This window comes from Flavobacterium sp. PL12 (assembly GCF_039123485.1).
Classification (GTDB): domain Bacteria; phylum Bacteroidota; class Bacteroidia; order Flavobacteriales; family Flavobacteriaceae; genus Flavobacterium; species Flavobacterium weaverense.
In genome coordinates this window covers 44530-68922 of record NZ_JBANDI010000024.1, presented here as the reverse complement: position 1 = coordinate 68922, position 24393 = coordinate 44530, and the positions used below count along the sequence as shown (strand labels likewise).

The window sequence follows — 24393 nt, the reverse complement described above, 5'->3', positions numbered from 1 at the left end:
AAACAAAAAACAGTAGTAAACTTTTGCTCACTACTGTTTAATAATTTGTATATTTATTTTATTAATCCTGTATCGTTTTTTTAGGACTAGACATTTTTTTTAGAAAAACTTAAACCTTCATGATTTCAGCTTCCTTATGAACTAAAAGTTCGTCGATTTTTTTGATAAAAGTATTAGTCAAAGTTTGAACTTCTTCTTCAGCATTTTTACATAGATCTTCAGATGTTCCGTCTTTTTCTAATTTTTTGATATCAGTGTTAGCATCTTTACGAGCGTTTCTAATTCCCACTTTAGCATCTTCTGATTCCACTTTTGCTTGTTTAGCAAGATCGCGTCTTCGTTCCTCTGTTAAAGCTGGAACGCTGATAATAATTACATCACCGTTATTCATTGGGTTAAACCCTATGTTTGCGATCATGATTGCTTTTTCAATTACGTGTAGCATATTTTTTTCAAAAGGCTGTAAAGTAATTGTTCTTGCATCAGGAACACTAATTTTAGACACTTGAGAAAGTGGTGTTGCTGATCCATAATAATCTACAAAAACACTTCCTAGCATCGCCGGAGATGCTTTCCCAGCACGAATATTTAAAAATTCCTTTTCTAAATGCGCAATAGAACCTGTCATAGATTCTTTGGTACTATCTAATATAAATTCAATTTCTTCAGTCATTATTTTAAGATTTTAGATTCATTCAATAGATAAAGATTGATGTTATTTCTTGTGCAACCTTTTACTATTTCATAATCGCTTTATATATTTACTACGGTTCCTATATTTTCTCCTTCGCAGATCTTCAATAGATTTCCTGTATTGTTCATATCAAAAACTACGATTGGCAGTTTATTTTCTTGGCTCAATGTAAAAGCAGTAGTGTCCATTACATTCAAACCTTTTTTAAGTACATCTTCAAAAGAAATAAAATCAAATTTCACAGCTGTTGGGTTTTTCTCAGGATCACAATCGTAAACTCCGTCTACGCGCGTTCCTTTTAAAATTACATCGGCATTCATTTCAATACCTCTTAATACTGCTGCAGTATCTGTTGTGAAATATGGGTTTCCAGTTCCCGCTCCAAAAATTACAATTCTTCCTTTTTCAAGGTGGCGATCTGCTCTTCTTTTAATGTAAGGCTCTGCTATAGATTCCATTTTTAACGCCGTTTGCAAACGGGTTTTCATACCTTTTTCCTCAAGTGCACCTTGCAATGCCATTCCGTTAATCACTGTTGCCAGCATTCCCATATAATCACCTTGCACTCTGTCCATTCCTGCACTTGCTCCAGCAACTCCTCTAAAAATATTTCCACCGCCTATAACAATTGCGATTTCTACTCCTTTATCGTGTATTTGCTTAATTTCATCGGCATATTCACCTAATCTTTTCGGATCAATTCCGTATTGCAAGTCACCCATCAAGGCTTCACCACTTAATTTTAGAAGAATTCTTTTGTATTTCATTTTGAGTTGAGTTGATTGGTGCAAATATAGACATATTCTGATTTTTAAAAAAAGTGTTGTCTACATTTTATAAATTAAGTTTTTCGTAGGAATCTTTTGCGGCTTTATAGCCAATTTTAAAAACGTTATCCATCTTTATTTTGTTGGTTTCGAATGTGCTATAGATTGATAAATCAGTAGGTTCGATTACCCAGTCGCAGCTATTAAATTTATGTATATTTGAATTTGCTGAAAGAATATCAAATGCCCTACTAGTAACGGCTTTGATCGAATTCAAATCTTTTGCTTCAATCTTTTGAATTGGACTAACATAAATACCTATTAAAGTTTCGCAATGTCCTTGTAAAATGTCAGTTGGAAAGTGATTTAAAATCCCACCATCGCTGTATAATCTTCCATCAATTTCATAGGGAGACATAATTCCTGGAAAGGCGGATGAGGCTAATATTGCATCAACAATTTTAGTATCTTGCCCAAAAACTTTTAATTTTCCACGCACCATATCCGTTGCTGTGATCTGAATTGGAATTTTTAATTCTCCTAATACTGCGTCTTTGAAAATACTTTGAAAATAATGTTTGAACGCTTCAGAATCTATTAGTCCCGCTTTTTTAAAAGTAAGATGCTTCCAATGAAAAAGATAAATAGATTTAAAAAAGGTTAAAATTTCTTCAGGCGTTTTCCCCCAAGAATATAACGCACCAACAATTGAACCCGCGCTCGTGCCAGCAATTCGATCTGGACGGATGTTTTGTTCTTCTAAAAACTTTATTGCTCCTGCGTGCGCTAAACCTTTAGAACCTCCACCAGAAAGGATTAGTCCAATTGATTTTGTTTGTAAATCCATATTCATTATTTGGCCTAAAATTACTCTTTTTGAACTTTAGAAAGTGATATTTGTCACTTTATAACCCCTTTTTTGTGCTAACTTTGTGAATGTAAATCAACAATTATGAAAACTGCAATAGCTAAAGGATTATTTAATAGTCATCCTTATTTAGAATATAGAAAATTAGTTTCCGATTTATTATTGGAAAATAAATCAACAGGAAGCGAGCAATCTGATGATTTGACTAATTACAGCACACTAAACGAAACAAGAATGAATCGTTTAGATAAAACAATGAAAATCTCTGAGGAAAACAGTGTTAAATTGAAGTCATTAGAAAGAGAGTATATCTGGCTAGTTATTTCAGAAGGTTGGTGTGGCGACGCAGCTCAATTATTACCTATTGTTAACAAAATGGCAATTGAATCAGGTAAAATAGAATTGAGTATTGTTTTAAGAGATGAGAACGAAGCTTTAATGAATTTGTTTTTAACTAATAATTCTAAGTCGATTCCAATAGTTATTATCGTTGACAAACAAACAGGAGAGTTAATGGGTCATTGGGGACCAAGGCCAAAAGGAGCCATAACTTTGATCCAAGATTATAAAAAGGAATTTGGAGTTGTGGATGAAACGGCAAAAACTAATTTACAACTTTGGTACTTGCATGATAAAGGAATTTCTACTCAAAATGAATTGCTTGAGTTGATGCAAGAAATAGATTCTTAAACAGAGTTTTTTAGTAATTTGAAACGGTAATCGTGTAAAATAATTTTAATTTTTTAATCGAATAATTATTTGTAACTTAGTGAATGCTAACCAAGTCTATTATTTGATTTACTTTCTGTAGGTGTTTGATTATTGTTTAACAATTTAAATAACATCATTATAAAAAAATTATTAGAAAGATTTTATGATTACGTTTCGTACGTACTTTTTGGAGGCGAGAAAGCAGCTCATTATTAATCGATGCTTTTAAGCTATCTAAAATTGAAAAGTATGGATTAAATTTACTTTAGTTTTTTAACTGAAAACACATTTTAAATTTTATTTTAAAAATTTGAAATGTGTTTTCTGTTTTATAATAGCTGAAGCAGATTTAAAAACTAATGAGGGAAATTCCTAAACTTATATTTCCGGAGTCTTTTTGCGTGCTTATAGGCAGAGCATAATGGTTCAGTTCGATATAAAGTAGCAAATCATCACTCTGTAATCCTAGACTTATTTTTTTGTAATCACCTATCAAATTGCCACGACCTAATGCCATAGCTTTTCCCAATCCTAGTTGTAATGTAATTCTGGTATCTTCTCCCACTTTTGGACTTAAACGAAAATTGGCAAAAACAGGAACAACGACTAATTTATCAGTCCATTCCCAATTGATTCCGCTGTGAATTCCTAGACCGAGCCATTTTTTATAATGAACTCCATAACCTAGTTTTGCGCCTAAACCGTCAGGAACAAACCACGTGCCTTTTTTTTGGGTGTATTCATCAACGATATTCGCATCCGGATTTCCTCTTATTGCTATTGTAACGTCAAATTGTGTATAAATGAATTTGTTGCTTTGAGAATAAGCACTAAAACTTAGTAGTATAAAAAATATTAGAATTTTAAATGACCTACGTATTTTAAACATCAGTCGTCAAACTATCCTCAAAAGCGGTAACATCAATCCCATCTATTACATTGTAATCGCCAATTTTAGTACGACGTAGCGCTGTTAAATGAGAGCCAGAATTCATTGCTTTTCCAAAATCGTATGCTAGTGAACGAATATAGGTTCCTTTACTACAAACGACTCTAAAGTCTATTTGTGGCAACGAAATTCTAGTGATTTCGAATTCGTAAATGGTAGTTTTTCTAAATGCTATTTCGACAGTTTCTCCTGCGCGAGCATGCTCATACAAGCGTACACCATCTTTTTTTATGGCAGAATAAATTGGAGGTTTTTGATCTATCTCTCCAAGAAATTGTTTAACTGTTTCATGAATCAAAGCTTCGTCAATATGCGAAGTTGGATACGTATTGTCAATTTCAGTTTCTAAATCGTAGGATGGAGTAGTTGCTCCTATGAAGAATGTTCCAGTATATTCTTTGGCTTGACCTTGAAGCTCTGTAATTCTCTTAGTAAACTTACCGGTGCAAACTAACAATAATCCAGTTGCGAGAGGATCAAGAGTTCCTGCATGACCGATCTTAAATTTTTTGGGAAGTCCAAGCTTATTTATTAATGCGTATTTTAATTTATTGACCGCTTGAAAGGAAGTCCAATTCAGCGGTTTGTCGATAAGTAAAATTTGTCCGTCTAAGTAATCTTCGACTGTCTTCAAAAGATATTATTTAAAGTATGAAAAGTAAACCAATAAAAATAATCCAACAACAATGCGGTACCAACCCCAAGGTTTAAAACCGTATTTTTTAATGATTTGGATAAAGAATTTAATTGCTAAAACGGCAACTACAAAAGCAACAACATTTCCGATAAGAAATAATTTAATGTTTTCATCTGATTTTAATATCAGTTCGTAGCCTTTCATCTGCGAAGCTTCGTACGTCTTCATGAAAAGAGAATAACAAGTTACTGCCATCATTGTAGGTACAGCAAGGAAAAAAGAAAATTCAGCTGCGACGTGACGTGTTAATCCTTGTTGCATACCACCAATTATCGAAGCGGCAGAGCGACTTGTTCCTGGCATCATAGCTAAACATTGCCAAAAACCAATAATTACTGCTTTTTTGATCGTAATATCTTCTTCTCTTAGTACAGTTGGATTTTTGAAACGATCGTCTATGAATAGAAGGATGACTCCACCTACTATTAAAACGATGGCTATAGGAATAGGATCTCCTAAAACTGCTTCAATTTTATCGTCAAATAATTTCCCTAAAACTAAAGCAGGAATTACTGCAAAAACAAGTTTAATGTAAAAATCAAATTTTGAGAAGTCGAAAAATTTCTTCCAATATAAAGCTACAACAGCTAGTATGGCTCCAAATTGAATTGAAACTTGGAAAAGTTTTACGAAATCATCCTCTTGAATTCCAAAATAAGAACTTAGAAAAACCATGTGAGCGGTTGAAGAAACAGGTAGATATTCTGTTAAACCTTCAATGATGGCAATTAAAAATGCCTGTAATGTATTCATTTATGCGTTTTTTGGATTCTTAAGAATAGCGTATATTGTAATCCCAAAACCAATTAAAACGGTTGTTGGAGCTAATCGAATTCTTCTAAAATTAAAGATTTCTTCGCTGAATACATTTGGATCATCACTTCCGCCGCCTGCCATTAGAATAAATCCTAAAGTAATTACTCCAATTCCAATTAATAGGATTTTATAATTTATTTTGTGAAAAAGAAATTCAGATTGTTGCTCTTTGTTTTTCATAATGTCATTGCGAGGAATGAAATAATCACATTCCTAATTTAAATTATTTAATATAAATCGTCAGTTCTTAAATTTAAGAAACGTTGTGTTGCAGAGTACGTGCTTAACCAAGTGATTAATACTCCGATTGCTAAAACTGCTAGTAAAATCATTCCTATTGCAGCTTTATCTTCTAATATGCCAAGATTAGGAAAACTATTTTCAACGTAAAGTAAGACTCCTATTAATGCTAAGACTGCTAATACCGCTCCTATCATTCCTAATTTTATACTGCGAGTGATAAATGGTTTTCTAATAAAAGACTTTGTCGCACCAACCATTTGCATCGTTTTTATAATAAATCGATTTGAATGAATTGATAATCGCAATGAGCTATTAATTAATAAAACAGCGATAATAGCTAGAAATCCGCTGATTATTAAAATCCACGAACTTACTTTTTTAATATTATCGTTAACTAAATTTACTAATTGTTTATCGTAAACGATATCAGAAATCATTGCATTTTTACGCAAGTTGGTTTCTATTTTTGCAATGCTATCCTTAATTACATAATCTGCTTTTAAGTGGATGTCATATGAATTTTGTAGTGGATTTTCACCTAGAAAAGTCATGAAATCTTCACCTATTATATCTGTATGTTGTTTAGCTGCTGCATCTTTAGCAACAAAATCATATGATTTCACAAAACGACTTGCTTTCAATTCTGTTCCAAAGCCTTTCAAAATACTATCATTAGCTTCATTTTTGAAAAAAACCGTCATGGCAATATTTTCTCTAAAATCGTTTGCTAATTTATTAGAATTTACAATGAAAAGACCTAAAATTCCCAGTAGAAATAAAACTAAGAAAACACTTAGTACTACTGAAAAATAAGAGGAAATTAACCGGCGTTTTTGAAAATTATCAAAGGAAGAACTCATAGTTTATTGAAATTATTGGGTAAAAATAACAAAGAATTTCTTTATTTAAAGTTAATAACGCCCAAAGTTTCAACTTTCGTACAATAAACGTAAATTTGGCACCTTAAAACAATCATTTCCCGAAAAAAAACGAAACAATTGTTAAAAACAGTTGGTCTGAATCTTATATTATGAAATACAATCCGAACGAAATTGAAGCCAAATGGCAAAAATATTGGTTAGAAAACCAAACCTTCAAAGCCGAAAATAATTCAGAAAAACCTAAGTATTATGTTCTTGATATGTTTCCTTATCCATCTGGAGCAGGTTTACACGTAGGACATCCTCTTGGTTATATTGCATCGGATGTATATTCTCGTTATAAAAGACATCAAGGATTTAATGTTTTGCATCCAATGGGTTACGATAGTTTTGGATTACCGGCGGAGCAATATGCGATTCAAACAGGACAACGCCCAGAAGATACTACATCGGTAAATATTGATGGTGGAGTTGATAAAGAAGGAAATAAAATTGCTGGCTACAGAAAGCAATTAGATAATATTGGATTTTCATTCGATTGGAGCCGTGAAGTGCGTACATCAAATCCAGATTATTACAAACATACACAATGGATTTTTATCCAATTATTCAATTCTTGGTATAACAAAAATAGCGATAAGGCAGAAGATATTTCGACTTTGACTGCAATTTTTTCAATAGAAGGAAATGCAAATGTAAATGCTGTTTGTGATGATAACATTCAGGAATTTTCTGCAAGTGAGTGGAATGCTTTCGCAAAAGAACAACAAGAGAAGATTTTATTACAATATAGACTGACCTATTTAGCGGAAACTGAAGTGAACTGGTGTCCAGGATTAGGAACGGTTTTAGCGAATGACGAAATTGTAAATGGAGTTTCAGAGCGTGGCGGATTTACAGTAGTTCGTAAAAAAATGACGCAATGGAGCATGCGTATATCTGCTTATGCAGAGCGATTATTGACAGGTTTAAACGATATTGACTGGAGCGAAAGCATCAAAGAAAGTCAGAGAAACTGGATTGGAAAATCTGTTGGAGCGATGGTTTCATTTCATGTGAAAGACCACAACGAGAAGATTGATGTTTTCACAACCCGTCCTGATACTATTTTTGGAGTAACGTTCATGACATTGGCGCCAGAACATGAATTAGTTGCTAAAATCACCACTGCAGATCAAAAAGCTGCTATTGAATCGTACATTGAAAAAACATCAAAACGTTCTGAAAGAGAGCGTATGGCTGATGTAAAAACAATCTCAGGAGTTTTTACAGGAGCGTATGCAGAACATCCGTTTACTAAAGAAGCAATTCCGGTTTGGATTGGGGATTATGTTTTGGCAGGTTATGGAACAGGAGCGGTGATGGCTGTTCCTTGTGGAGATGAAAGAGATTTTGCTTTTGCTACTTTCTTCAAAGGACAAGAAGGAATGCAAGAAATTAAAAATATTTTCGCTTTAAATTCCCCTACAGTGGAGGGGTGCCCGCAGGGTGGGGTGGATTTTGCTTATGGTGATAAAAATGGATTTACCATTGCTAATTCCGATTTCTTAGACGGAATGGATTACAAGCAAGCAACTCATAAAGTTATTGAAGAGCTGGAGAAGCTAAAACAAGGAAAAGGAAAAACAAATTACCGTTTGCGTGATGCTGTTTTTTCTCGTCAAAGATATTGGGGAGAACCATTTCCAGTATATTATGTAAATGGCTTGCCGCAAATGATTGATGTAAAACATTTGCCTATTATATTGCCAGAAGTAGAAAAGTATTTACCAACAGAAGATGGATTACCACCTTTAGGTAATGCTTTAGTTTGGGCTTGGGACACGGAAAAGAACAAAGTAGTAAATACGGATTTAGTAAATAACACAACTATTTTTCCTTTAGAATTAAACACAATGCCAGGATGGGCGGGAAGTTCATTCTACTGGATGCGTTATATGGATGCGCACAATGAAAACGAATTTGCTAGCAAAGAAGCTTTGGCTTATTGGGAAAGTGTTGATTTGTATATTGGTGGAAACGAACATGCAACAGGACATTTATTGTATTCTCGTTTTTGGAATAAATTCTTAAAAGATAAAGGCTTTGCGCCAACAGAAGAGCCGTTCAAAAAACTGATCAATCAGGGAATGATTTTAGGAATGAGTGCTTTTGTGTATCGATTAGATGGAACAAATACGTATGTTTCGAAAAATAAAATAGAAGATCAAAATGTACAACCAATTCACGTAGACGTTTCTATGGTAAATGCTTCGGATGAATTGGATATAGAAAGATTCAAAGCGTGGAGAGAAGATTATAGAGATGCTGGATTTATCACAGATGAAAATGGTAAATATATCGTTGGTCGCGAAGTCGAAAAAATGTCTAAATCAAAGTACAATGTAGTTACTCCAGATGATATTTGTAATGAATATGGAGCAGATACTTTGCGTTTGTACGAAATGTTTTTGGGTCCTTTGGAGCAAGCTAAACCTTGGAATACGGCTGGAATTTCTGGAGTTTTTGGTTTCTTGAAAAAATTATGCCGTTTGTACTTTGACGAAAACGGTTTGATTATTACCGATGAAGTACCATCAAAAGAGAACTTAAAATCATTACATAAAACGATTAAAAAAGTTGCGGAAGACATTGAAAACTTCTCTTTCAACACTTCAGTGTCGCAGTTTATGATTTGTGTGAATGAATTGTCGACTCAAAATTGTCATTCTCGTGCTATTTTAGAGCCATTAGCTATTGTGATTGCGCCTTATGCTCCGCACATCGCTGAAGAGTTATGGTCGTTATTAGGTCATAAAGATTCAATTGCAACGGTTGCTTTTCCAGTTTTCGAAGCAGCACACTTAATAGAAAGCGAAAAAGAATATCCAGTTTCTTTCAATGGAAAAATGCGTTTCACAATCAAATTACCTTTGGATTTAACCAAGGAGCAAATTGAGGAAATCGTAATGAAAGATGAAAGAACCATTAAACAATTAGAGGGTAAAACACCAAATAAAGTAATCATCGTTCCGGGAAAAATTATTAATTTGGTTGGATAATATTGCTTCGATTAAAATTTGAAAAGTCCAAATTCCACCCGCTGGAGTTTGGACTTTTTTCATATATTTCTAATTGATTAAAACTTCTACTAAAATAATAGTAAAAGTTAATCCGCTTCTATCGTTTAGTAATTACTTGACAAATTTATTTACAGAAACAATCTGATCCATTTGTCATGCTGGATGCATCCAAACTCGCAAGACTAAAATACCCGAGACGCTTACCTCTAGATAAAATTTTAGCTCGTAATCGATATTAAAAAAACGCGATAAAGTAATAAGTATGAATTATCAATTATTTAACTATTGCCAATTTGGCATTTTATAATTTTGGTTCACAATTTGATGTTTCATTTGTAAGATTTTAAAAAAAATAAAAAATATAAATATGGGAAGTGGATATTTAATTCTTGCCGGAGCTATTATGCTTTTCAGCTGGCTAGTAAGTTCAAGACTGAAAAGTAAATTTGAGCATTATTCTAAATTGCAATTGCAAAACGGAATGTCAGGTGCTGAAATTGCTGAAAAAATGCTTGCTGATAATGGAATTCGGGATGTGCGAGTAATCTCTACACCGGGTCGTTTAACAGATCACTATAATCCTGCTGATAAAACAGTTAATTTAAGTGAGGCAGTTTATAATCAGCGAAATGCTGCTGCTGCTGCAGTTGCCGCACATGAGTGTGGTCACGCCGTGCAACACGCTGTAGGTTATCAATGGTTGACAATGCGTTCTAAATTAGTTCCAATTGTAAATGTGGCTTCAAGTTATATGCAGTGGATTTTATTGGGAGGAATTTTAATGCTGAAAACATTTCCACAATTATTATTAGTAGGAATTGTGATTTTTGCCGCAACAACATTATTTTCAATTGTTACTTTGCCAGTTGAGTATGATGCCAGTAATCGCGCATTAGCTTGGTTAGAGAATAAAAGAATGTTAACGCAACAAGAGCAAGCAGGAGCAAAGGATTCACTGAAATGGGCAGCTAGGACTTATGTAGTAGCTGCACTAGGATCGATAGCGACATTACTATACTACGTGTCCATTTACATGGGTGGAAGTAGAAGAGATTAATTTGATAATCTCAAATGATTTAAAAGTAGCCGATTCGTTATTAAATGAGTCGGCTTTTTTATTATCGAGCTATTATATTCAAATATTATAATTGAATCTGTCTATCAATTTGTTGGTCCAGTGAAATAAAGGTTTCAGTTCTTGAAACACCTTCTATTGCTTGGATTTTTGTGTTGAGCAAATGCATTAAATGCTCGTTATCCCTACATATTATTTTTATGAGAATCGACCAGTTTCCAGTCGTGTAGTGACATTCTAATACTTCAGGAATTTTTTTTAAGTCCTTTACTGCTTCTGGGTTTCGAGCGGCTTTATCAAGATAGATTCCCACAAAGGCCATTGTGTTGTAGCCCAATATTTTGTTGTTTACAGTGAATTTAGATCCTGAAATAACACCCGATTGCTCTAATTTTCTCAAACGTTGATGAATTGCTGCACCAGAAATTCCAATTTTATTCGCGATTTGGAGAATCGGTTTCCGAGCATCATCCATCAAATCGCGTAAAATTTCTTTATCAATACCGTCAATTTCTACTATTAAGGAATTTATTTTCATGAGTTATAATTTTAAACTAAAATAGAGATTTTAGTTCTAATTTTCAATCAAATTTAAATAAACATTGCTCTGAAAATGTAATTCGATTGTTTTGTGCATAAAAAAAGCCATTCATATTTGAATGGCTTTTAAATCTTTATCAAAAAATATTATTTTATTTTCCTTTATTCGCTTCTGTTATGTATTTTTCTAAAGCCATCGTCATTGATGGAGTTGCTGGTGTTGGAGCAAGAATGTCAACTCTTAAACCATGATCCAGCGCTTCTTTTTGAGTAGTACTTCCAAAAACAGCAATGCGAGTATTGTTTTGTTCGAACTTTGGAAAGTTCATAAACAGTGATTTTATCCCTGTTGGACTAAAGAAAGCCAAGACGTCATAATAAACATCGGCAAGATCTGATAAGTCGCTCATTACTGTCTTGTAAAAAACAGCTGGAGCCCAATCTACTTTTAAACCATTTAAGGTAACTGTTGCGTCAGCATTTAATTGGTCTGAAGCAGGTAACAAGAATTTTTCGTCCTTGTATTTTTTAATTAGAGGAGATAAATCAGCAAAATCTTTAGGTCCTACATAGATTTTACGTTTTCTGTAAACGACATATTTTTGTAAGTAAAAAGCAATAGCTTCTGATTGACAAAAATATTTTAAACTTTCTGGAACTTTAAAGCGCATTTCCTCAGCTACTCTAAAGAAGTGATCAACAGAATTTTTACTTGTTAATATAATTGCAGTGTAATTGTTAAGATCAATTTTTTGAAGTCTGATCTCTTTTGCATTTACGCCTTCTACATGAATGAAAGGTCTGAAATCAATTTTTACTTTATGCTTTTGTTGAAGTTCAAAGTAAGGTGAATTTTCGACCTTAGGTTCAGGTTGTGATACCAAAATTGTTTTCACTTTCATAATTTCACTTTTTCTAAGCATTTCCCTTTGTAAACCAATAATACATAAAATAATAGGGTGCTATTTCGAGAGCGCAAAGATATAAAATAAAGTAAAACAACTTGCCGAATATTATATTTTGATAATTTTTTATTGAAATCAAATATGTCAACGCGTTAGTTATCAGTATTATGGCGATAATAATTAACGGGATATTTCGTGAAAATGAGTCGTAATAGAACAAAATTATATTGAAAGGAAGTATGAATAGACCAATGTACGTTCTATATGTCACTTTTTGAAGGTTAAATTGATCCATAAAATCCTCAATATTAAAGGATGTAGCAATTATTTTTTCTATCAAATACTTCGATAAAATAAAGAAAACTAAAAAAGTAAAAATTTGAATGTAGAGCAACCAATCTGTTTTTGATGCGTAACCAAAATAGCTTAATGTTATTTGTACAAAAAAGGCAAGAGAAATGACTTGAACAAAAAATAAGGAAAGAGTAAAACCGCTTTTTAAATTTGTGTTGTCTTTATAAACTTTAATGTATTTGTTCGAATAAATAAGATTGGTAAAATCGGCAAATCTGTTTTCAAAAACGGATTTAGTAATGGCGATAATACCAAATGACAGAACAAAAAGTACTGTTGCCCAGTCTTTGCTCTCTATTATCCTAGGATGAAGTATAGTTTCAATCATAACGCTGCAAAAATACTAATTTTTATATCATTCTTTTTATTATAATATTATTAAGGTTGTAATGGCATAAAAAGTTTACTTTTGCCCTGAAATTAGTCGACATATGAATGATTGTATTGTTATAATTCCTACCTATAACGAAATTGAAAATATTGAAAGCATTATTCGATCTGTGCTATCGCAAAGAAAGGCTTTCCATGTTCTAATAATTGACGATAATTCTCCAGATCATACAGCTGATAAGGTTATTTTACTACAAGCAGAATTTGAAGGAAGATTGTTTTTGGAAAAAAGAGAAAAAAAATCAGGATTAGGAACGGCTTATGTTCACGGATTTAGATGGGCGTTAAAGCACAATTACGAATATATTTTCGAAATGGATGCTGACTTTTCACATAATCCTAATGATCTAGAAAAATTATACAGCGCTTGTCATTTAGGCGACGCTGATTTGTCAATTGGTTCTCGATATGTTACTGGTGTAAATGTTGTAAACTGGCCATTAAGCAGAGTTTTAATGTCTTACTTCGCCTCAGTTTATGTTCGAATGATTACTGGGATGAAAATTCACGATGCCACTGCTGGTTTCGTTTGTTACAAAAAAAGAGTTTTAAAAGAAATAAATTTAGATAAAATAAAATTTGTTGGTTACGCCTTCCAGATAGAAATGAAATACAGAACGTATTGTAAAGATTTTCAAATTGTAGAGGTTCCAATTATTTTTACGGATAGAACAAAAGGGCAGTCTAAAATGAGTAATTCTATTATTGTAGAAGCTGTATTTGGAGTTATAGCGCTTAGATTAAAAAGATTAGTTAACACATTATAAGAAAAAGAAACGATGAACAGGGTTTTAATTAAGAATGCCAAAATAGTAAATGAAGGAGTAATTTTTGAAGGCGATGTATTAATTGAAAATGACTTAATTGTTGAGATTTCAGAAAGCATAAGTGCTAAGTCACCAGATTGTAAAATTATTGATGCCGAGGGTAATTATTTAATGCCAGGAGCAATCGATGATCAAGTTCACTTTAGGGAACCAGGGTTGACGTATAAAGGAGATATAGAATCAGAATCTAAAGCAGCGGTTGCGGGTGGAATAACTTCTTTCATCGAACAACCTAATACAGTACCGAATGCTGTTACGCAAGAAATATTAGAACAGAAATATGAATTAGCAGCCCAAAAGTCATACGCGAATTATTCTTTTATGATGGGTGCGACAAATGATAATTTAGACGAAGTTTTAAAAACTAATCCTAGAAATGTTGCTGGAATTAAAATATTCTTAGGCTCTTCAACCGGGAATATGTTAGTTGATAATGAAGCTACATTAGAGAAAATTTTCTCAAGTACACCCCTATTAATTGCGGTGCACTGCGAAGATGAAACAACCATTAAAAAGAACTTAGAAAAATATACAGAAGAATACGGCGATGATATTCCAGTTACGGTACATCACTTGATTCGCAGTGAGGAAGCATGTTACATATCTTCTTCAAAAGCTGTTGCGTTAGCCAAAAAAACTGGTGCGCGTTTGCATATTTTTCATCTTTCTACCGCTAAAGAAATGGATTTGTTCACCAATAAAATTCCATTGGAAGACAAAAAAATTACAGCTGAAGTTTGCGTTCACCATCTGTGGTTTACTAATGAAGATTATGCTACGAAAGGAAATTTAATTAAATGGAATCCTGCAGTTAAAACTGCAAATGACAGAAAAGTACTTTGGGAAGCGTTAATTGATGGTAGAATCGATGTAATTGCTACTGATCATGCACCACATACTTTAGAAGAAAAAAACAAGCCTTATATGAGCGCTCCTTCTGGTGGACCATTAGTTCAACACGCCGTTGTGGCAATGTTTGAAGCGTTCCATCAAGGAAAAATAAGTGTGGAGAAAATTGTGGAGAAAATGTGTCACAATCCTGCTAAAATTTTCAAAATAGAAAAGAGAGGTTTCGTTAAAGTAGGATATTATGCTGATTTAGTGATCGTAAATTCTGGCTTGCCATGGAGCGTTAAAAAAGAAAACATATTAGCAAAATGTGGTTGGTCTCCATTTGAAGGTTTTACTTTTAAATCAAGAATAACGCACACTTTTGTAAACGGTCAACTGGTTTATACTGCTTTTAAAGTAAAAGATATTCGCGTAGGTCAACGTTTATTGTTCGAAAGATAAAATTGAGAGATGAAAAAATTGGTATTATTTCTAGCTATAGTTACAATCTTTTTGAGTTGTAAGGAGGATGTTGTAAAAAAACCTGCTGGTCTAATAAAAAAAGAGGTGATGGTCGATATTATATATGACATTTCACTTCTAGACGCTATAAAGTATCAAAATCCTAAATACATCGATAGTTTCAAAATTAACCCTCAAAAATTCATTTTAAAGAAATATAAAGTGGATAGTTTGCAATTTGCGAATAGCAATGTTTACTATTCTGCTGATTATGAGGATTACAAGCTAATGTTTGACGAAGTTGCTAAAAGATTAGAGCAGAAACAAACAAGTACCGATTCTCTAATAAAATTAGAAAGTAAAAAACTAAAAAAAGTTAAAAAGACAAAAATTTCTGAGAAATCGATTCCTGTTGATACTTTAGTTAGAGGGAGAAAGCAACTTATAGATAAAAATGTAATCAAGCAGCCTGTTTTACAAAGGGAAGCTTTACAGTAAACTATTTAAGGTTTAAAGTTTGCGATTGTATTTACGTACTCAAGGATATTTGTGAATTTGGGATTCAGCCTTTCTTTTATTTTTTGATTTGAATATAAATTTTTACAATACGATGCCTTTGCTGTAGCTTTTGTAAACTTTCTCTTTTGTCCAAAAATTACAGATAAAATCCAATCTACTCTCCACACTATTTCCATAAAAAAAGGCTTTGCGTGCTTCATAGGTCTTTGAACATTGAGTGAATCGGCAATACTATTAAATAAATCTCGATAAATAATATTTTCAGCAATCAATGTAAATCTTTCGTTACTTGTGTCGCTATCCATCAGCTCAGTAGTGATTTTTACTACGTCAGTTACGGCAATAAAACCAGTGGTTCCTAAAGTGTAGTACGACAAACCATTAGCCACTCTTTTAAACAAAACTCCACTTCCTTGATCTTGAAAACCAGGACCAAGTATGACTCCAGGATTTACAATTAGAATATTTAAACCTTCTTGTTGGCCACGCCACATTTCCATTTCAGCACCATATTTAGAAATTGCATAGTCACTGTGAGGCTTTTCTGGATTCCAGTCGGTTTCTTCTGTTATTATTGACTCATGTGCTGCAATATCTCCTAAAGCAGCGATAGAGCTTATGTAGCACAATTTTTGTACTTTATAACTAAGGCAAAAGTTGACAATATTAGCAGTTCCTTCAATGTTTATTTTTCGAATTTTCTCTTCATCCTTAGGATCAAATGAAATAATTGCTGCACAATGATACACTGTTGTAATTCCTACGAACGCGTGCTCTAGCGCTGGAACATCAATGATGTCAGCTTGCATCCATTGTATGGACTCAAACAAGTCAAATTTTCTGTACAGTTTAAAAAGAGATTTAGTTTTTTCGATGCTACCACTACTTCGATAAATTGCACGAATTTGTCCTATCCCAATATTATGAGACTCAATCAAATGAAGCAATAAATGCGCGCCAACTAAACCAGTTCCTCCTGTTACTAAAATCATTTGGTAAATGTAACAAAATCAAAGTCAATGACAATATCAATGATTGAAATCAACGCTAATTTAGGATTCTAGAAATGTATTTTTTCTAATTTTTTTTAAGTGATGTTTGCTTTGCCATTTCGGCATAGGCTTTATAAAGGTTATTTATATTTGAAAGTACTGTCTAAATTGATTTTTGCCATTGATATTATTATCTTTGTGAAAATTGATTAAAAAAGATGAAAAATTTTATTGAAGAAGTGACTTGGAGAGGAATGCTTCACGATGTTATGCCAGGCACAGAAGAACATTTGATGGAGCAAATGCGTGTGGCATATGTGGGTATTGACCCAACTGCAGATTCATTGCATATAGGACATTTAGTTGGAGTAATGTTATTGAAACATTTCCAACTTTCTGGACATAAACCATTAGCTTTAGTAGGTGGTGCAACAGGAATGATAGGTGATCCATCAGGAAAATCGAATGAAAGAAATTTATTAGACGAACCAACTTTACGCCACAATCAGGAAGCAATTAGAGCGCAATTAAGTCGTTTTCTTGATTTTACTTCTGATGCACCTAATGCAGCTGAATTAGTAAACAACTACGACTGGATGAAGAACTTTTCTTTTCTGGATTTCATTCGTGATGTGGGTAAACATATTACTGTCAATTACATGATGGCTAAGGATTCCGTTAAAAAGCGATTGACCTCTGAAGCTGCTGAAGGAATGTCATTTACTGAATTTACATATCAATTAGTTCAAGGTTATGACTTTTTACATCTTTACAGAGATAAAAGCTGTACGCTACAAATGGGTGGAAGCGACCAATGGGGAAATATAACTACTGGAACTGAATTAGTTCGTAGAATTGCTAGCGGGAAAGCGTATGCTTTAACTTGTCCGTTGATTACTAAAGCAGATGGAACTAAATTTGGAAAATCTGAAGGAGGAAATATTTGGTTGGATTCTGTAAGAACTTCACCGTATAAGTTCTACCAATATTGGTTAAATACATCTGATGTTGATGCAGAAAAATACATTAAAATTTTCACTTTCTTGTCGAAAGGAGAAATTGGAGATTTAACCGAAAAACATAGAGAAACACCACATTTACGTTTGTTGCAAAAACGTTTGGCGGAAGAAACTACCGTAATGGTTCATTCAAAAGAAGATTTAGAAAATGCGATAAAAGCATCTGCTATTTTATTTGGAAATTCAACTTCAGATGATTTGAAACAATTAGATGACGCTACTTTTTTAGATGTTTTTGAAGGGGTTCCGCAAGCTGAAATAGCAAAATCTGAGCTGGAATCTGGTATTGATATTATTGCTGTTTTAAATGAAAAAACAGGATTTTTTAAATCAAATGGTGAAGCAAGACGCGCTTTGACTGCTAATTCTATTTCAGTAAATAGAGAGAAAGTAGCTGAAGATTTCGTGCTTTCGACTAAAGATTTGATCAACAATCAATTTGTGTTGTTACAAAGTGGTAAGAAAAATTATTTTGTAGTTAGAGTAGTTTAATTTCATAACTTTACTTTAAATATTTAAAATTATGGAAACACAATTTTTAACGGATAAAAAAGGAAATAGAACGGCTGTTGTTTTGCCTATAAAGCAATACAATAAAATGATTGAAAAATTGGAGGATTTAGAAGACGTTCGTCTTTATGATGAAGCTAAAAAGGACGATGATGGTTATCGAATTTCATTTGAAGATTATTTGAAAACAAGGGAGGCAAAAAAGTCAAATGTATAACATTGGTTTTTCCAAAAAAGCGCAGAAGAAGTTAGATAAGTTATCAGATGAGATAGCTAATCCAATATTATTTGCGATTGGAAGTTTATCAAAAAATCCTAGACCTTCAGGTTATAAAAAGCTAAAAGGAAGAAAAGGATATAGAATACGTGTTGGAGATTATAGAGTGATTTATGAAATAATTGATGATATTCTTTTGATCGATGTAGTAGATTTAGGTCATCGAAAAGATATTTATGAGTAAGATTTACAACACCATCAAATTACATCCACGAATATCAGAATTATCAAAACGTCCCAATACCTCGAAAGAGTTGTTGGGATTTTTTTTACCCAAATCTTGCGTTGCTATAAAAGAGCAGGAGTTAATATTAGCTAAGTCAATTACGTTTATTCCGCCTGTTTTTCCTTTTGGAATATAGGTTAAAGCATCTTCGGTATCGCGGATTAAGATTTGGATCCAAGAAGGGCATTCAAATACGCCTTCACCTAGCGAATAGGCTTGAGAAAGTAGTTCTGTCATTCCGTATTCAGAGTGAATAGCCGATACGCCAAAACCTTCACATAATTGCTGATGCAGTTCTTCACGAATCATTTCTTTTCGCTTTCCTTTCATCCCGCCAGTTTCCATTATAATCGTATTTTGCAATTTAAATTGCTGTTTCTCGATAAGGTCTAATAAAGCAAAAGTAACTCCAATCAAAATAACATTTTGTCCTGATTGATCCAACTCAATTAATTTTTTGATTAGCTCATCATGATTATGCAAGTAAAAACCACTTTCAGTCTGATTAGAAAGTTTTATTAGGTCTTCAACCATATATATTAATGAAGATCCTTCTCTTTCAAGATAAGAAGGAAGTAATGCTAGCACTACGTAATCTTCAATATTTCCATAAAATTCAGAAAATCCTTTTCGATAACTTTCTTCGTAGATGGAAGCATCAGTGACAAGATGCCTACTTGTTATCGCACCAGTAGTTCCGCTGCTTGTAAAAACTTCTTCAATTGCGTTAGTATTTGAAACAACATTGTGACTTTTAAAAAACTGAATAGGCAGAAATGGAATTTGCTCTAATGACTTTACTTTGTGTGAATCAGTTTTTAAAAGCTCACAAAATTCACGATATACAATGTTGTTTTCGTACTGATGACGAAAAACTTTTAAGGCCATCTTCTCAAATTGTTTTTGATTAGAAATAGCAAATATATCGGAAGCTGAAATCAAAATATTTTTTTTGCAAAAGTAATCAAAAAATTTGGTGTGTTTTTAATTCACGCTTTGGATCTATTGTTTTCTGCAAAAAAAAGCTCCAAATTTAATTGGAGCTTTCTGTTTATTTTAATTTTTTTATCGAATAATTAATTTTCTTGTAGCCGATGCTTCTTTTTCATTAATCTTTATGATGTAAATACCAGAAGATAAAGTGGAGACATTTAACTCTCTTGAGCTTAACTGTGTTTGAAGTACTTTTTTACCTAAAACGTCAAAGATAATTATTTCTTTATCAAAATCGTTTTTAGTCGAAATGTATACTTTTCCGTTGCTCACGGGGTTTGGGTACAAGTTTAAACCTTCAATTGTAGGTGATTCTTGAGTTTTTGGTTGCTGCTTAGATTCCTGAGCGTTAACGCTGAAGGAAAATAAAAAAACCAATAAAGTAATAGTATAAAAGTAGTTTTTTGCCATCAGATAATTTTGTTTAGTAAATGTACAAAAAATATTCAAATACTATACCAAAAAAAACATCCTGAATTTTCAGGATGTTTATAATGATTTTTGGCTAACTATTCTTTACAAATTCGATAGCAAATTTACACCATCTACGATTGCCCACGCTCCAGGAGTCAATATTGCTCCGTTTGCTGATGTGCTTGTAGTGAAGTTTGCAGGTAAAAAAGTAGCAGTAAAAGTTGTTGCTCCTGCTCCCCATAATGGAGTAGCATCTGCAATTTTTACATTAAGCATTTTTATTTTACCAGTTGCAACTTGATTTGTTTGAGTAGCAGCATCTTGAATTCGTACTGCAGTTGCATTAGTTGATGTATAACCTGAGATTACTATATTGGAGTATTCTCCATTTCCTTCTTTTTTAAATTGGATAGCATCAATTTCTAAAGGATTTCCAGCTTCTGTAACTGTTCCAGCTGCTCTTCGCAAAGTGATATTAGATACTTTTGGAAAAAATGCATTATTCACACTTTTCGCTTCGATTTCCATTCCAAAATTTCCAGCTCCAGTTTGATACGCGTACCAGTTTGTGTTCGCTTGACCTTGCCATCCATCTTGCCAGTCAAATGAATCATCCGTATTTCCATAAGAGATAAGGTTCTTAGCACTTACGGTTCCTCCGTAAAATTCAAATCCATCATCAGCACCTTTATAAGAAACTAAGTTTTCTAAAATTGTTCCAGAACCTACTGAATAGAAGGAGAATCCATTCATCTCAGAGTTTCCATCAAGAATTTTTTTACCAGCATATTCAACTCTTACATATTTTAATGATCCACCATTGTGTGCTGGGTTTTTTCCGCCGTAAACAATGTTTGTTCCATCTTCAGAAGTCGCAGTTGTGATAGGTGTTCCATCAGCCATTTTTCCAGCTACTATAGGAGCATCACCAAACATTATTATTCCACCCCAAGAACCTGCAGTTTTAGATTTTTCAGTAAATACAACTGGTTCGGCAGCTGTACCTGAAATATTTAGTTTTCCTCCGTTTTCAATTAACAGTGCATCAGTACCATTTGATACATCAGCAGTTATAATTGAACCCGCTTCAAAAGTCAAAGTGACACCTGTTTTAACTCTAACCGTTCCACTCAATGAATATGTCCCTTTGGTATATGTTTTTGATACAGTAAAATCGCCGGTTATTTCTCCAGTTGCTGATGGAGGGGTAGTTATTACGTCGCTATCACTTGATGTGCAACTTGTGAAAACTAAGCTCAATAAAGCTAGACTAAATACTAATTTTTTCATTTTTTGATCTTTTTAAAATTATAATTTTGTTGTTAATTATTAAGTCAAAAGTACTCTTGCTCTTTTGGAAATTAGTTAGCTAATTGTTATCAAAGTATTATAAAACAATGAATATGATGTAAATTTTAGGTTACTATGTAAACAAAAAAAGAGCCTATCCGGCTCTTCTTTTACAATTTATTTTGTTGTTAAAAAGTGTATCCTACATTTACTGAGAATCCAACTCCCTTTTTAAATTCTTTTACTATTAGCGAATCTTCGGTGATTTTTATGTTGTTATTAGTTCCTAGCTCTTTTCGGTAACTTGGATTCAAAATATTATCTACTGCAAACTTAATATCGATGTTTTTTGAAACTGCAGTCGTCCATATAAAATCAAGTTTGCTAAACGACTTTTCATAGATATGATCCATTCCTGACGAACCTACTGCAAAAATTCTATCTCCGTAAACATTATACACGACTGTCATTGAGTTTTTCCAATCTTTTCTAAAGATAAAATCATATTTTAAATCCGAATTTATCAACCAGCTAGAAGCACCTTGCAATTTGCGGCTTTTACTGTTCTCTAACTCATTTCCTTGTTTTCTAGGATCAATCTTTACATCAGTATTCATTAATGAAGTGTTAAATCCGAGAGAGAAGTTTGATAAAGATTCGCTCACTCTACTCAGTTGTAAAAGCATTTCGATTTCAGCTCCAAAAATAATAGCTTGTTCTGAATTTTTAAATGTTGTAATCTGTCCACCACTATTTGCTGTTGGTTTAAAAACTCTTTCAATAGGATTATTGATAACTTTACCAAATACTCCTACAGCAAACAATTCTTTATTATTCGGGAACAATTCATATTTAAAATCGGCATTGTAGTTTTCGCTATTTTTTAAGTCTGGATTACCACTTTCTGAAGTTCCATCAGCATTGATGTAATTTATTGGTAATAGTTCCATCGCAACTGGACGCGTAATTGTTTTCGCTAACGAAACTCTTAAATTACTATTTTCGTTTACAATTCTTTTTAAATTAACAGAAGGCAATATGTCTAATTTATCCTCTTTTTTTATGCGATATGCATTTCCAAAAGGATCTCCTTGTTCTCTATATTTAATTTCGCGCATCGAACTTTCAGCTCTTATCCCAGCATTTAAATCCCATTTATCGTTGAAAGTCATGAACAAATTAAAATATCCAGCATTAACAAATTGATTTAATTTCACTTTGTAATCACCGTTTGATTCTTCTTGTACGTATAAAATTCCGTTTTTAATGTCATCATTTATTGTTGTGCTAATCGTGTTTAAATTTGCAGTGTAGTTTTTCTCTATATTTTTTCTTCCTGAGAAGAAACGATAAGTAGAAGCCATATCATTCAACGAACCATTATAACCTATGGATAAGATATTAGGTTTTTGGCTTTCGCCAAATTTCAAACTGTACTCTAACAGTGAAGAATAATAAAAGTTCCCCTTAACATCAAGATATTGTCGGTTTAAGTTATTCCCGCCGTATGACATGTTGATTGTATTATCACTTTCTTTAACTCCAGTAATAAATTTTCTATCGGGTTGACCAAAAGAAGTTTTTACGTAAGAACCTCCTGCTTTTAAACTATGTTTTCCGTCTTCACTTATTTTATAATCACCGTATAATTGTGTATTCCAATAGTACGATTCCTCAAATTGATTCATTCGTATTAAGTTATTGGTCTTGTTTGCTAAACTGTTTGTATATCCTAGTTGATCTTGAATTTTACTTTCAGTCGCCTTAATTAGAAAAGTATTAAAATTTAAGTTATAGCGATTTGTTTTAAATTTCAAACCAGCTAATCCAGAAAAAGTAGTTTGGTAACTATATTGTGTGGTGAATAAATTATTGTCGTAATTTCCTTGACCTAAATTAAATGTTCTATCAACTCCTTCTCTAAAAGAATATTTATTGTCGAAATTAAATGACATGATATAACTAATATTTCTTTCATTTTTTAGACTGAATTTTTGTGCATGTAAAAAACCTACACTTGAATTCAACGGACTTTTTGTTTTGCTAACATCCCAAGATTTACTACCATATGCATTTTCATATTCAGCAGGAGAAAGATTTTTTCCATTGGGAATTGTTCCAAAGACCCCTGGAAGTGCTCTGTCGTTTCCTATTAATCCAAGCGTTCCTTTTGCTGAATTGGCATCTTCCGAAAGTAGAAAGTCAACCCCATTATTACTTGTCGTGTACCCAAAACCAATATTCAATTTTGTTATATTTTTTGGTTGAGGTGTTTCAATATTAACCGTCGCTCCAGCAAAATCTCCAGAAATATTAGGATTAAAAGTTTTATAAATATTTAGAACTCCCACAACATCTGTTGGGAATAAATCTAAAGGGATAATTTTCTTAAAAGGACTGTTAGAAGGAGACTGCAAGTCATTTATTAATAAATTATTGTAGCGATCTTCTAATCCTCTTATAAATAATCCACGACCATCAACCTTTGTAATTCCTGTAATTTTAGTCAAACCTTCTTCTACGTCGCTAACACCTTTGCGAGACATCTCTTGAGCGCCTATACTTTGTTTGATAACCACTGCTTGTTTTTGATCTAACAACAAAGCAGTTTCTTTTTCTCTATTTACTGTAGCTCTTATTACCACATCTTCTAGTTTATATCCCGCAGAGCCTAAAGCCTGATTGATAGTAACTGTTTCATTAGCGATAATTTTTACTGGTATCTCTACTGATTCGTAACCTACAAAACTAAATTGTAATGTGTAATTTCCTGGAGTTGTACTTACAGAGAATTTTCCATCCATATCTGTATTGGTTCCAATGCTTGTTCCTGCAATAACAACGTTTGCAAAAGGTAAAGATTGGTTGTTTGAATCTTTATCTGTTAAGACTCCAGTAATCGTTCCATTGTTCTGTGAGAAAGAAATTGCAGTTATAAATAACGATATAAAAAGAATTTTGAATTTCATTTGTGTTGTTTTTTTTGCAAAGTAAGGAGCGAAATGTAAAATATAAGTTACTGTGTTGTTACGGTTATGTTTTGTTTTTGACAGTAAATAGCTCTAATATTAAATTACCGTT

25 protein-coding genes are annotated in these 24393 nt (G+C 32.9%); 9 read left to right on the top strand and 16 right to left on the bottom strand.

All coding sequences use genetic code 11. From position 1 onward, the window contains the following. Positions 1–109: 109 nt before the first annotated feature. The 3 genes from frr to RCH19_RS11790 all read right to left on the bottom strand — a co-directional run bounded on the left by frr (position 110) and on the right by RCH19_RS11790 (position 2308). A complete protein-coding gene (gene frr / locus RCH19_RS11800) occupies positions 110–673 on the bottom strand; it encodes a ribosome recycling factor (RefSeq protein ID WP_121924945.1) in 564 nt (187 codons plus the stop codon). A gap of 80 nt (positions 674–753) precedes the next feature. Beyond that, positions 754–1461, bottom strand: a complete 708-nt coding sequence (gene pyrH, locus RCH19_RS11795; protein ID WP_121924946.1) for a UMP kinase — start codon at positions 1459–1461, stop codon at positions 754–756. Between the two features lie 67 nt (positions 1462–1528). Beyond that, complete coding sequence (locus RCH19_RS11790) at positions 1529–2308, bottom strand: patatin-like phospholipase family protein (RefSeq protein WP_343023391.1); 780 nt, start codon at positions 2306–2308, stop codon at positions 1529–1531. A gap of 105 nt (positions 2309–2413) precedes the next feature. Here RCH19_RS11790 and RCH19_RS11785 point away from each other — a divergent pair, with 105 nt between their 5' ends. Continuing rightward, positions 2414–3019, top strand: a complete 606-nt coding sequence (locus RCH19_RS11785; RefSeq protein WP_343023390.1) for a thioredoxin family protein — start codon at positions 2414–2416, stop codon at positions 3017–3019. 370 nt (positions 3020–3389) lie between these two features. On the opposite strand, the gene RCH19_RS11780 is transcribed toward RCH19_RS11785, so the two are convergent. From RCH19_RS11780 to RCH19_RS11760, 5 genes are read right to left on the bottom strand one after another with little or no spacing between them, the layout of a single operon-like run. Further along, positions 3390–3929 carry a hypothetical protein gene (locus RCH19_RS11780; RefSeq protein WP_343023389.1) on the bottom strand — a complete coding sequence of 180 codons (540 nt, stop codon included), beginning with the start codon at positions 3927–3929 and terminating at the stop codon, positions 3390–3392. Continuing rightward, a complete protein-coding gene (gene truB / locus RCH19_RS11775; protein ID WP_343023388.1) occupies positions 3922–4623 on the bottom strand; it encodes a tRNA pseudouridine(55) synthase TruB in 702 nt (233 codons plus the stop codon). The genes RCH19_RS11780 and truB overlap by 8 nt, the downstream gene beginning before the upstream one ends. A gap of 6 nt (positions 4624–4629) precedes the next feature. Further along, positions 4630–5439 (bottom strand): undecaprenyl-diphosphate phosphatase, encoded by an 810-nt coding sequence (locus RCH19_RS11770; protein WP_343023387.1) that lies wholly within the window; start codon positions 5437–5439, stop codon positions 4630–4632. Further along, positions 5440–5682, bottom strand: a complete 243-nt coding sequence (locus RCH19_RS11765; RefSeq protein WP_343023386.1) for a DUF3098 domain-containing protein — start codon at positions 5680–5682, stop codon at positions 5440–5442. A gap of 47 nt (positions 5683–5729) precedes the next feature. Then, positions 5730–6605 (bottom strand): permease-like cell division protein FtsX, encoded by an 876-nt coding sequence (locus RCH19_RS11760; protein ID WP_343023385.1) that lies wholly within the window; start codon positions 6603–6605, stop codon positions 5730–5732. Positions 6606–6775: 170 nt separating this feature from the next. Here RCH19_RS11760 and leuS point away from each other — a divergent pair, with 170 nt between their 5' ends. Together leuS and RCH19_RS11750 are read left to right on the top strand one after the other, a co-directional pair. Beyond that, positions 6776–9667 carry a leucine--tRNA ligase gene (gene leuS / locus RCH19_RS11755; protein WP_343023384.1) on the top strand — a complete coding sequence of 964 codons (2892 nt, stop codon included), beginning with the start codon at positions 6776–6778 and terminating at the stop codon, positions 9665–9667. Positions 9668–10055: 388 nt separating this feature from the next. Next, entirely contained in the window at positions 10056–10745 is a 690-nt protein-coding gene (locus RCH19_RS11750) for a zinc metallopeptidase (protein ID WP_121924955.1), read from the top strand. Positions 10746–10830: 85 nt separating this feature from the next. On the opposite strand, the gene RCH19_RS11745 is transcribed toward RCH19_RS11750, so the two are convergent. From RCH19_RS11745 to RCH19_RS11735, 3 genes are all read right to left on the bottom strand, one after another. Then, positions 10831–11301, bottom strand: a complete 471-nt coding sequence (locus tag RCH19_RS11745) for an Lrp/AsnC ligand binding domain-containing protein (RefSeq protein WP_121924956.1) — start codon at positions 11299–11301, stop codon at positions 10831–10833. A gap of 154 nt (positions 11302–11455) precedes the next feature. Next, positions 11456–12205: a uroporphyrinogen-III synthase gene (locus RCH19_RS11740; RefSeq protein WP_343023383.1), complete on the bottom strand. Its 750-nt coding sequence runs from the start codon at positions 12203–12205 to the stop codon at positions 11456–11458. A gap of 13 nt (positions 12206–12218) precedes the next feature. Continuing rightward, entirely contained in the window at positions 12219–12890 is a 672-nt protein-coding gene (locus RCH19_RS11735) for a DUF4271 domain-containing protein (protein ID WP_343023382.1), read from the bottom strand. 103 nt (positions 12891–12993) lie between these two features. Between RCH19_RS11735 and RCH19_RS11730 the strand changes: the two genes are divergently transcribed. Genes RCH19_RS11730 through RCH19_RS11720 form a run of 3 tightly spaced genes read left to right on the top strand, consistent with a single transcriptional unit; the run spans position 12994 to position 15570 of the window. Beyond that, entirely contained in the window at positions 12994–13719 is a 726-nt protein-coding gene (locus tag RCH19_RS11730; RefSeq protein WP_343023381.1) for a polyprenol monophosphomannose synthase, read from the top strand. A 12-nt stretch (positions 13720–13731) separates the two neighbouring features. Continuing rightward, the gene (locus RCH19_RS11725; protein WP_343023380.1) at positions 13732–15072 is read left to right on the top strand and encodes a dihydroorotase; all 1341 of its coding nucleotides are present in this window, start codon (positions 13732–13734) and stop codon (positions 15070–15072) included. A gap of 9 nt (positions 15073–15081) precedes the next feature. Further along, entirely contained in the window at positions 15082–15570 is a 489-nt protein-coding gene (locus tag RCH19_RS11720) for a DUF4296 domain-containing protein (protein WP_343023379.1), read from the top strand. Positions 15571–15575: 5 nt separating this feature from the next. Here RCH19_RS11720 and RCH19_RS11715 read toward each other — a convergent pair whose 3' ends face one another. Further along, a complete protein-coding gene (locus RCH19_RS11715) occupies positions 15576–16583 on the bottom strand; it encodes an NAD-dependent epimerase/dehydratase family protein (protein ID WP_343023378.1) in 1008 nt (335 codons plus the stop codon). A gap of 218 nt (positions 16584–16801) precedes the next feature. Between RCH19_RS11715 and tyrS the strand changes: the two genes are divergently transcribed. The 3 genes from tyrS to RCH19_RS11700 are packed head-to-tail and all read left to right on the top strand — an operon-like array spanning position 16802 to position 18573. Continuing rightward, a complete protein-coding gene (tyrS, locus tag RCH19_RS11710) occupies positions 16802–18094 on the top strand; it encodes a tyrosine--tRNA ligase (protein ID WP_343023377.1) in 1293 nt (430 codons plus the stop codon). A 31-nt stretch (positions 18095–18125) separates the two neighbouring features. Beyond that, positions 18126–18329: a hypothetical protein gene (locus tag RCH19_RS11705; protein WP_121924963.1), complete on the top strand. Its 204-nt coding sequence runs from the start codon at positions 18126–18128 to the stop codon at positions 18327–18329. Continuing rightward, entirely contained in the window at positions 18322–18573 is a 252-nt protein-coding gene (locus tag RCH19_RS11700) for a type II toxin-antitoxin system RelE/ParE family toxin (protein ID WP_343023376.1), read from the top strand. Before RCH19_RS11705 ends, RCH19_RS11700 begins: the two co-directional genes overlap by 8 nt. A 3-nt stretch (positions 18574–18576) precedes the next feature. Here the strand turns inward: RCH19_RS11700 and RCH19_RS11695 are convergent, their stop codons facing one another. From RCH19_RS11695 to RCH19_RS11680, 4 genes are all read right to left on the bottom strand, one after another. Then, entirely contained in the window at positions 18577–19557 is a 981-nt protein-coding gene (locus RCH19_RS11695; protein ID WP_121924965.1) for an acyl transferase, read from the bottom strand. A 123-nt stretch (positions 19558–19680) separates the two neighbouring features. Beyond that, positions 19681–20019, bottom strand: coding sequence for a T9SS type A sorting domain-containing protein (locus tag RCH19_RS11690; protein ID WP_343023375.1), 339 nt, complete (start codon positions 20017–20019; stop codon positions 19681–19683). A 105-nt stretch (positions 20020–20124) separates the two neighbouring features. Continuing rightward, a complete protein-coding gene (locus RCH19_RS11685; protein WP_343023374.1) occupies positions 20125–21312 on the bottom strand; it encodes a hypothetical protein in 1188 nt (395 codons plus the stop codon). 188 nt (positions 21313–21500) lie between these two features. Next, positions 21501–24281, bottom strand: coding sequence for an outer membrane beta-barrel protein (locus RCH19_RS11680; protein WP_343023373.1), 2781 nt, complete (start codon positions 24279–24281; stop codon positions 21501–21503). Positions 24282–24393 lie beyond the last annotated feature (112 nt).